Below are 9,999 nucleotides of genomic sequence, written 5' to 3' on the forward strand. Positions count from 1 at the left end.
GCTAGCATCAGCGAATATATGAGAACATCGGCAATTTCTTCTTTCACGTTCTCCATGTCCCCGCTTAAGACTTCTTCACTTGTTTTCCACTGAAAATTTTCTAGTAATTCTGCAGCTTCTAGCGAAATTGAAATTGATAAGTCTTTCGGATTATGGTATTGTCGCCAATCACGTTCTTCTCTAAAGGCGTTTATTTTTATTAGTATATCCTCCATTACCAGATGCCTCCTTAAAATTAATCATGTAGCGATTGCAATTTTTGTTGTAGTTTCGGATCAGCAGCATATATATACAGACCGTGAATTCCCCGCTTCATCAGTACGTTAATAGAATTTAAGATGATCTGTGCTTTCACTTCCTCTTTTCGTTCAGCGGGAATATCTTTTCTCCCCTTAAATGCTTCTGAATCCTTATAATTGGCCGTAATAATTTCTAATTCCTCTTTTTCAAAATTATAGGACACCGAGGGACCTAAGATAAGTCCTACATAATTCAAATCAAAACCTTGAATCGTATAAATAGAGCCCACCTCGTTAATCGTTTCCTTAGCCTCAGCCCACGTTGTTTTATAGTCACGATTCCATGGAAGCTTAAAATTTGGCTCCTCAATGAAGTAATCTTTATTATCTTTTTTGTGCACGTAATCAAACGTCGATACCAGCCTTGATAGCCCATACTTCTTATTTTTTTGCTGAATTTTCTTATACATTTCACCAGCATCTGAAAAAATTTCAAGTTCGAAGTAATCTTTTTCCCCATTTGTGAGCGATTTGGGTAACGCTAGAACTTTTTTATTCGTAAATGCGTCCATCCAATTCAGAATATCTTCTTCCGCTCGAATCCTAAATTGACTTGTTAGCATGAGTACTTCGCTGTGTATACCACGTTTGACATGCTCAATTAAGCTATCATCCCAGTAACTTTTAAACTTCAGCACTTGCTTTCGATCGTAGACAACAATTGTAATCTTGCTTTGCTTAATGATTTCTTCCAAATGATTATCTTGATTGAAGTTATTATAAGGATCTTTTTGGGAAAGCAACAGATGCGCCTCATCAACAAAGACAATATCCGCAAATGGCTTCTCTGAACTTGCTTTTCTATTAACGAAACTGGTTGGTTTCATGAAATTCTTTTTCTTTAGATTTGGTAATGTTTCAGAGATTTCCTTATATGTTTTCAGCATTTCTTGATGATTTACTAGCAAATAGTTTTCCGTACCGTATAACTTCGATCCTTTGTCCTGTGCAAGGTCTTGAATCGTATTGAAAGTCGAGCTTAATAACACACTTTTTCCAGTGCCAGCATCACCTTCAATAAAGAAAATACTCGGCTTCTCATCATCAATATGCCTTTTGCAATAGTCGATAATTTGATACTTCAAATCCATTTGTTCTGAAGATAATTCTTTATAAGGAGATAGCTTAAAAATGTCCTTATTCCTCAAATCATCTAAAGATTCGCGAACAATTTCATGTGCACGTAGCTCATCCCAAATAACGCTAAAAAAGGTCTGATCGTAATATTCCTTATTGTAATAATCATGCATTTTATTATCCAATGTTTGACTGACATTTTGTAGTTTGTATTTTTTCTCTGCGATGAAAAAGTTAATCAGATTGGTTTCTACATTATAAGTTGCCGATTGATTAAATTTCTCATTACCAATGAAAAGAGCAGTCTCTAGCATTTTTCGGTTTTTATCAGCTAGATGCTGTTTCATTCTTCGTTGCATGTTAATCGTTTGTCCAATATATGCGGATGGCTTCTTTGAATCATTATAAAGAATATAAACGATTGGATAATTATTGAAATATGTCGCATCTATTTCTTGAATTGGTTCTTTTTTTAAATTTTTTTTATTTGGATTAATTTTGAAGTCATATCTATTCCCCTATTATTGTGATGTACTTCTTTTTATTTTCATTATACCAAACAAAGAAATATTATCCTCTTATTACCCCACCTATCTCTAAAACTTTTCTTCTCATACTTTGTAAATTCTCTCACAATAATGCTATAATAACCCCATCCCACCCAAAAAGGAGTTGACCACTCATCCATGTTTAACAAATACAAACCACTGAACCTGTATACTAATTTCGCAGAAGCTGCGGAGCGGTTTCCGCGCCAAGCAATCTACTTCGACGAGACACTAACTGCTTTCCCCGAACTTCAATTGCAAACGACATACGCGGAGTCAAAAGAGGCGCTCATCAAAAAAGCCACACAACTGCAAAAAATCGGTGTCAAAAAAGGGGAGAAAATCATCATTTATAAGTCAGCTAAATTCGACACGTACTTACTTGCTGTTGCTGCTTCTTATCTCGGCGCAGTTCCAATCATGATCTCGGAGCATCTTCCTGCTGAAACAATGGACATTCTCGTTGCGCGACTTGATGATCCTTGGATGGTTTTCGATGGGGATACCGCGGCCAAAGCACAAACATTGAAAAACTTACCTGCCTCGAAACTCATCGCAGTCGAAGATATTCTAGCGACCGCTTTCGACCAACCTTGCGAACAGGAATGCCTTACTCCTGATACGATTTCCTATATGACGCATACTTCTGGAACGACTGGGGTTCCAAAACTTATCGCACATTCCGCCAATTCAATGGGCTGGCGCACGAAATGGCAAAAAAATATTTTGAGTCTCATCCGTAAGCGTGGTCTGGTGGCTTTTCATATTTCACCGGTTCACTCACGCTTCAATATCGGCATTTCGTCACTGATGGCGAAAGGATTCCCGTTGCTCCCTATTGCGAACCCAAGTCGTTCCAACATTTCGAGAGTTCTAAAGGATTATGCGCCAATGGTTCTCGAAACGCATCCGAATCATTTTGTACAATGGGCATCGCTTGCTCGCGAAGAACCGAGCGTTTTTGAAAGTGTGAAGTACTATCATTCCACATTTGATGCGATTAACAAAGAAACGATGGCGACTTTTTTGCGATGCTCGAAGTATCGTTTGCCAGTGTTTTTACAGGTTTATGGGCAGAGTGAATGTGGTCCGATGATCATGCGCTTTCATACAAAATCCACGCTGAAAACGACGAATGCGCGCGCAATGGGTATTGGTATGCCCGGTTTGACGAAAGCTCGGATTGTGAATAAAGATGGAAAGCCTGTACGGACAGGCGTAAGCGGGAATATCCAGATGTTCTCGAAAGGCCGTGCCTTGACGTACTACAAAGAAACACCACGTTTTGAGGAAAATGTATATGGGGCTTGGTGGGATAGCGGTGATTATGGTGTTAAAAGCCGACTTGGAGGCTTGTCTTTGCTTGACCGCCAAGTTGATCTCGTTGATAAAATCGATAGCACACTTGCGATTGAGGATGCCTTGCTTGATGAGCTGACTTTTCTAGATGAAGTCGTGATTATTCGCGGCAAAAATGGTAGCCCACAGCCAATCATAGCCGTGAGCGAGCATGCAGAAATGAATTGGGATTTGTGGTGGAAAAAAGTATCTGATTTGCCACATCTCAACGAACCAATTTTAATGAACTATGAGGAAATGCCACGTACTGCAACGATGAAAATTCAGCGTTTAGAGCTAGAACGTTCCCTTCAAAGCAGCGAAAACTAAATAAAAACTGTAGTCATTGCCCCATTTCAGAGCGTGACTACAGTCCTTTTTATGATCTGCGTTTGTAAATTTGTATCGCCGCAACCCATGCAATAATGAAAATTCCGGCGCACCAAGCGATTGCCGTCCAAACATCGGTCATGTTCACATCGCCAACTAAGAGCGAGCGTACGCTTTCAATAATCGGTGTCATCGGTTGGTTTTCTGCGAAGGCTCGTACTACATTATTCATTGAAGCAGTCGGTGTGAAGGCCGAACTTACAAACAGCAACATCAACACGAAATAACTGAACGTCCCCGCGCCTTCTATCGATTTTGCGAGTAGCCCCGAAATCACCGAAATCCAAGTCATCGCTAATGTGAAAAGTAGCAAAATCAAGATAACTCCGAGCCAACCAACGAATCCTGCTTCTGGTCGGAATCCAATGAGGAACGCTACTAACACAATAAATAGCGTCGAAATGAGATTGAACACAACAGATGTCACAACATGACCCGTTAAAATAGATGATTTGGCAATTGGCATCGAATGGAATCGGTCAATAATTCCTTTTGTCACATCGTTATTGAGGCGAACCGCGGTGTATGTTGTCCCCAATGCAATACATAAAAACATAATTCCCGGCACAACATAATTAATATAAGCTTCAGAACCTGTATCAATCGAACCGCCAAAAACATACACGAACATTAGCATAATCATCAGCGGCATCGCAATCGTTGTTATAATCGTATCTACACTTCTGAAGGCATGGCGCATATTTCTGCCAACCATCACTTTCATATCACTCCAATTGTTTCCCATCATAACCCTTCCTTTCTATAGTTAATAATGGTCAAGAAGACATCCTCAAGTGTCGGCGATTTCTGAGAAAATTCCAAAACCGGAATATTCGCGCTTTCAAGCTCGCTCAAAATGGCCACCATTTGTTTTACCGTACCGTCTATTTTCACAAGAACGGCTTGTATTTCTATTTCAACACTCGGCTCATACGTTTTCAAAACTTCACTTGCCCGCTCTATATCTGCTACATCAGCAAATCGCAACTCCAAATGACCACTTGGTAACATTTTTTTCAGTTCCTCCACCGTACCATCTGCTACAATTTTACCTTCATTTAAAATGGCGATTTGATCTGCTAATTGTTCGGCTTCCTCTAAGTATTGTGTGGTCAAAAATACCGTTGTCCCGCCACCTGCAAGTTCGCGGATAATTTTCCACATCGCCATTCTGCTTTGTGGGTCAAGCCCTGTTGTCGGTTCATCAAGGAAAATAACAGCTGGATTCCCGATTAAACTCATCGCCAAATCCAGTCGGCGTCTCATCCCGCCTGAATACGTAGAAAGTGCTCGATCTGCAGCATCCGTCAAACCAAATCGTTCTAATAACTCATCCGCAATCTTATTGGCATCAGCGAGATGTCGCAGTTTCGCAATTAGTCGCAAATTTTCTCGCCCAGTCAAAATATCATCTACCGCTGCCGATTGTCCTGTCAAGCTAATCGCTGCACGCACATCATTCCCTTGTGTCGCCACATCCGCACCACAAATCTGTGCATCACCACCGTCTGGCTTCAAAAGCGTCGCCAAAATCCGAATCGTGGTCGTTTTCCCCGCGCCATTGGAACCCAACAACGCGAAGATGGAACCTTTTTGCACTGAAAAACTAATTTTCTTCAATACATCGACATTTTTATAAGACTTCTCTAAGTTAGAGACCGAAATTACATTTTCTACCATCATCATACACTCCTTTATACTAAAATAATCCCGCTAAGATCAGCTTTTCGATTCTTTTTCAAGCTTTCGTATGTCGCCAAATCCATCTGCGCACCCGTAAAATCAGCACGCTTCACATAACTACCTTTGAAAGACACATTTTCAAAAATCGCATCACGGAAAGTCGCATCAACCAATCCTGTACTTCTGAAAATCGTACCTCTAAACACTTCACCATCAAAGTTTGATTTTGACAGATCGGAATAACTAAAATCCGTTTGGTCAAATATCGCATTGGCAAAATTCGTCTTGCTTAAAGCCGATTGTTTCAGCTCAGCAAATGTTAAATCCGCACCTTCAAATGATGCATTCGTAAGCTCTGACGCATTGAACTTTGAATTCGCCAAGTTTGCATAACTAAAATCTGCGCCTTTTAGTGTTGCCGTTGAAACATTCACGCCTTGCATGAAAGCACCTTTAAAGCTTGGTAGCCCATCACCTTTTTTAGCATACGTTCCTTTTAGAGAGCCATTATGAAATTCCGCACTTTCAAAAGAGGCTCCCGTTAGATTCACATAATCAAACTTCGTATCAATAAACACCCGATGATCAAAATTAACACCAGCTAAATTAGAATGCTTAAAATTAACACTTCTGAATTCGCCATCATCAAAATAACTATTTCGTAAATCCGAATTACTGAAATTAAAACCTTCCAGCACTTTTCTTCTAATTGTTCCATCATTATTGGCAGCACGTTGCTTCGCTTCTTCAATTTCTTGCCAAGCTGGGTTATCTTCAAGTGACATTTTCCGCTTGACACCAATGCTTTCAATCACTTCTGAAATATCTCCGAGCGAATGAATCGTCAACTCATACGCTTCTTCTTCGTCATATCCTTGCTCTTCCAACTCATCGTACTTCTCCTGCAAATCATGCACAAGTTCTTCTTTCAACTCGCTAATCTCAGTCGTATCTTCATATGCGCTGAACTGCCCATCGATGTACCCAATTAATTTCTCATTCATTTTTGCTAACCTCTTTCCTCATAATAATTGCTCAAGAATTCGTTTTGCTGATTCCCATTGCCGTTTATTTTCTGCGTATAGTTCTTCGCCTTTTTCAGTTAATGTATAATATTTTCGCCGTCCGCCCTTGGTAGCATCATCACCCCAATAAGAAGAAATGTACTCATCCTTCTCCAGACGCTTCAAACTAGAGTACATCGTAGCTTCTTTCAATTCATATTCCCCATCTGAATTAAGATGAATCAATTTCAAAATGTCATATCCATATTTATCTCCACTCATCAATAACTTCAAAATAATCGTATCGGTATGTCCTCTTAGTAAGTCTGAGGAAAGTTTCTTATCAGCCATGTGATCGCCTCCTTGAGTATAATATACACCATATTACTATGACAGTCAAGGTAGTTGATTCGGCATATTACTTTTAAACATCAAAAAACGCACATCAACCAAGATATACGCTCAAAAATGATATGTAACTTCTAAACCAAAATAGTAGGTGACATAGTACCCTATATCAACTCCTACGCCATAAAACTCCTTCAGGATATACATATATTTTCCTGACTTAGACGGCATTTGAAATTGCCACACGCCCGATTCCAACTCTTTCAGTGAAATTTCTGTGACATCTACACCAGATTCAGGAATCATCGTCAGCATCATATCGCTCAAATACGCCGATTCCATGACTCCTAATTTCACTTTCTTTTTCACCGTGATTTGGATTTTTTCATTGTTCTTTACTCTCGCTATTGTTTGGTTGTTCAAAAAGTCTTGCGGTGCCGGATGTTCCGCATCTTTCATTGCACCATTCCACTGAAAATCTGTTCTCACGGTTTTTATTTTCGTACTTGGTGCTGACTTCCGTGTGATTTTTGGTGTTGTTTTTTCTATTTGTCCCTTGATATCTTTATAAAGGCCGCACCCTGAAAGGATTGCCAAGCCTAAAATCAGGACTGCGATTTTTTTTCATTGACTATACCTCATTCTCTTTTTGTAATACGTCTCTGCTCACTTGCTTCTCTCAGCTTGCATGCTTATCACTCCTGTCTCCGAACAAAATAAAAACACATATTCAGCATAACATACGAACATGTGTTTCTATACTATTTTTATGTTAAATCGATAATTACTTTGACGGTTCCTTCGCCTTTAATCGCGACACGGAAGGCTTCTTCAATATCTTTTAATTTGAAAACTTGGGTGACCATCGTCGCAATATCGGTTTTCTCATTTTTGATATGATCGACTACTTTGCGAATATCGGTGTCTGTATAACCACTCGCGCCTTGGATACTCACTTCTTTGGACATTACTTGCGCCAAACTAACGGGCACTTCCTCTTTATACACTGCGATAATCGAAACTTTAGCGCCTGGTTTTATAATTTGCATCACACTTTCGAACAAAATTGGGGCTCCTGCTGCATCAATGAATATGTCTACGTCAGGAACTTGTTGGCCATAAACGTTTATTTCACCAAAATGCTCGCTTAATCCTGTCGCAAAATCTTGTTGCATTGTATTCAGAACGCTCGCGCCGATATGTTTTGCTTTCTGTAATCGCCAATCGTTTATATCCACTACACATACATTCAGGAATCCTTCCGCGATAAGGCTTGCTGCTGCTGAAATACCAATTGGCCCTGCGCCTAACACGACAATTTTGTCAGAGCGTCTTGGGTTTGTCTGGAATGCGCCATGTCTCCCAACGCTCATCGGTTCCATCAACACGGCCGCATCGAGTGAAACAGCTTTGCCCATATCGTATAAATTATAATCCAGAGCCGCGTCTTCAATTAATACATATTCTGAAAAACCTGATGCTTCTAGGGATTTCCGGCGACCTGCTCGTTTTGCAGTGATTGGATTAATGCCAACAATCATGCCCGTCGTAATATGCTTCGAGACAGCCGCCCCAACTTCGACGATTTCACCAACCATCTCATGTCCGAATTCTGCGCCAATGCTTATACCACGTTCGCCAGCCCCGGTTCTCACAATATTTATATCCGTTCCACAAATCCCAGCCCGCAAGTTTCGCACTAAAACATCTTTTTCGCTGATTCGTGGCACTTCTTTATCCTCTATGCGAATACCTTTTTCACCATAATATACTGCTGCTTTCATAAAAATCGCCCTCATTTCTTTATTTTATTTACGAAGTTTTTTATACGTTAAAATGCCGCCTGAAACGGCTAGAACACCAACAATACCGATAATTAGTTTTTTCATAGTTGTCACTTCCCTTGCTTTATTTTGTCTAGCATGTGAAATATGTCCGAGATGGCAATGTAAAGTACGATTGTCCCGACGATAAAAAGCATTATTTGAATTAGCAACATCATGCCAACCTCTTCTTCAAAATCATGTATAAGCCGATAAAAACAGAAAGTGACCCGAATATCAGTCCAGAAATCATATTATAACCAACCACATTACCTTCATACGTAAAAGATAAAAGTGCCGCTTGCGTCATTGCCAGCGAAACTAAAGCCGAGGAAAAATTAGTCAGTTTCACAGCTTCCATGATTAATTTCTTGTCTTTCCGCGCATTCACAATCCCTTGAATCGATAAAACCAGTTCCGTGAAGGTCACCGTAGCAATTATTACCGCGATATGCGGATCATATTTAATCTCCGTGTTCGAGAAAGTCAACACACTGCATAAAAGGATAAACGTTCCACTTGAAAACACAATCATCCAACCGATACTCTGATACGACTTAAGTTGCACTGCCTGTTGCTCCGCTTCACTCATTGGTGCCATAACATGCGTTCTCACAGCCGTATGTTTCGCTAACGCAATCCCAATGTTGAATAAAGCTTGGATGAATAAAATAAAAGAAAGTGAAAAGACACCTAAAATGATTCTGGCAAGCGCTAATATCGCATTAAATGGAACGGCTATCCTTGTAAAATACATGCACCGTGTATATCTATCCCTCACATCGTTATTCCCCTTTTTCTAAGCCTTTACTTTGGTAATAAACTGTTGGCTTTCTTACTCACTTTATACAACTCATCTTCTTTTTGATTCATCAATATCGCAACTTCCGCCGATTTCTTCTGATACAGTTTCTTATAACAAAAATACGGAATAATCCAGCCGATAAAACCTGGCACCGCAAAAATGACAGACAGTAGGATAAGCCCGCTCGTCACTGCAAAAACCGAACCCGCCATGCAAATCGTTCCAATTAAAGCAATGCCGTAAGCAACGGTTTGTGCCATTGTTTTTTTAGACCGCTCCAATTGCTCCATCTCATCAACACACGCATCGAATTGGCGTTGTAACCTTGTTAATTCAGCCTTATTCCGAATTTTACGGTCTCGTTTAAATTTTATTTTTAAACTGGCTAAAGGTTTTATTGGCTTAGCAATGCTGTCCAAATCCCAGCCAAAGTTAGTGTAGCCATCGACAAATAGTGATTCTTGCTCCTGATTAACCGTAATATCTTTATACTCATAGCCAATGAAATCCGCTCTACTGCTCATTTTCCTCTCTCCTTCACTTACTTGATGTACCTATCTTAATCAATAGATGTTTGCGATTTGCATCTAAAATGTTTCTGAAATGTTAATTCGCAAAAAAAAAACAGCCCTGATTCCAATTTCGAATCGAAGACCGCTATTTTTTAGTACCCCGCATTTAATG

At 39.9% G+C, this 9,999-nt stretch carries 11 protein-coding genes; 1 reads left to right on the plus strand and 10 read right to left on the minus strand.

Features of this window, described 5'->3' with window-relative positions:
• On the minus strand, positions 1 to 215 hold a 215-nt coding region (locus tag PROCOU_RS13610; RefSeq protein WP_036073390.1), incomplete at its 3' end, for a nucleotide pyrophosphohydrolase.
• A 20-nt stretch (positions 216 to 235) separates the two neighbouring features.
• Positions 236 to 1,873 carry a DUF2075 domain-containing protein gene (locus PROCOU_RS13615; RefSeq protein WP_036073393.1) on the minus strand — a complete coding sequence of 546 codons (1,638 nt, stop codon included), beginning with the start codon at positions 1,871 to 1,873 and terminating at the stop codon, positions 236 to 238.
• 189 nt (positions 1,874 to 2,062) lie between these two features.
• Here PROCOU_RS13615 and PROCOU_RS13620 point away from each other — a divergent pair, with 189 nt between their 5' ends.
• Positions 2,063 to 3,592 carry an AMP-binding protein gene (locus PROCOU_RS13620; protein WP_036073396.1) on the plus strand — a complete coding sequence of 510 codons (1,530 nt, stop codon included), beginning with the start codon at positions 2,063 to 2,065 and terminating at the stop codon, positions 3,590 to 3,592.
• A 49-nt stretch (positions 3,593 to 3,641) separates the two neighbouring features.
• Here PROCOU_RS13620 and PROCOU_RS13625 read toward each other — a convergent pair whose 3' ends face one another.
• The 8 genes from PROCOU_RS13625 to PROCOU_RS13660 form a co-directional block, all read right to left on the minus strand.
• Positions 3,642 to 4,397 (minus strand): ABC transporter permease, encoded by a 756-nt coding sequence (locus PROCOU_RS13625; RefSeq protein ID WP_051994416.1) that lies wholly within the window; start codon positions 4,395 to 4,397, stop codon positions 3,642 to 3,644.
• Positions 4,397 to 5,332: a daunorubicin resistance protein DrrA family ABC transporter ATP-binding protein gene (locus tag PROCOU_RS13630; RefSeq protein WP_036073401.1), complete on the minus strand. Its 936-nt coding sequence runs from the start codon at positions 5,330 to 5,332 to the stop codon at positions 4,397 to 4,399. The genes PROCOU_RS13625 and PROCOU_RS13630 overlap by 1 nt, the downstream gene beginning before the upstream one ends.
• 14 nt (positions 5,333 to 5,346) lie before the next feature.
• Positions 5,347 to 6,339 carry a pentapeptide repeat-containing protein gene (locus PROCOU_RS13635; protein WP_036073403.1) on the minus strand — a complete coding sequence of 331 codons (993 nt, stop codon included), beginning with the start codon at positions 6,337 to 6,339 and terminating at the stop codon, positions 5,347 to 5,349.
• A gap of 18 nt (positions 6,340 to 6,357) precedes the next feature.
• The gene (locus PROCOU_RS13640; protein WP_036073405.1) at positions 6,358 to 6,690 is read right to left on the minus strand and encodes a PadR family transcriptional regulator; all 333 of its coding nucleotides are present in this window, start codon (positions 6,688 to 6,690) and stop codon (positions 6,358 to 6,360) included.
• A 111-nt stretch (positions 6,691 to 6,801) separates the two neighbouring features.
• Complete coding sequence (locus PROCOU_RS13645) at positions 6,802 to 7,284, minus strand: hypothetical protein (RefSeq protein ID WP_036073407.1); 483 nt, start codon at positions 7,282 to 7,284, stop codon at positions 6,802 to 6,804.
• A gap of 170 nt (positions 7,285 to 7,454) precedes the next feature.
• On the minus strand, positions 7,455 to 8,471 hold the full coding sequence (locus tag PROCOU_RS13650; RefSeq protein WP_036073409.1) for a zinc-dependent alcohol dehydrogenase: 1,017 nt from the start codon (positions 8,469 to 8,471) through the stop codon (positions 7,455 to 7,457).
• 214 nt (positions 8,472 to 8,685) lie between these two features.
• A complete protein-coding gene (locus PROCOU_RS13655; RefSeq protein WP_133620559.1) occupies positions 8,686 to 9,291 on the minus strand; it encodes a hypothetical protein in 606 nt (201 codons plus the stop codon).
• Between the two features lie 26 nt (positions 9,292 to 9,317).
• A complete protein-coding gene (locus PROCOU_RS13660; protein ID WP_036073413.1) occupies positions 9,318 to 9,839 on the minus strand; it encodes a hypothetical protein in 522 nt (173 codons plus the stop codon).
• Positions 9,840 to 9,999 lie beyond the last annotated feature (160 nt).

The sequence above is a fragment of the Listeria rocourtiae FSL F6-920 genome, assembly GCF_000525975.1.
Lineage (GTDB): Bacteria > Bacillota > Bacilli > Lactobacillales > Listeriaceae > Listeria_A > Listeria_A rocourtiae.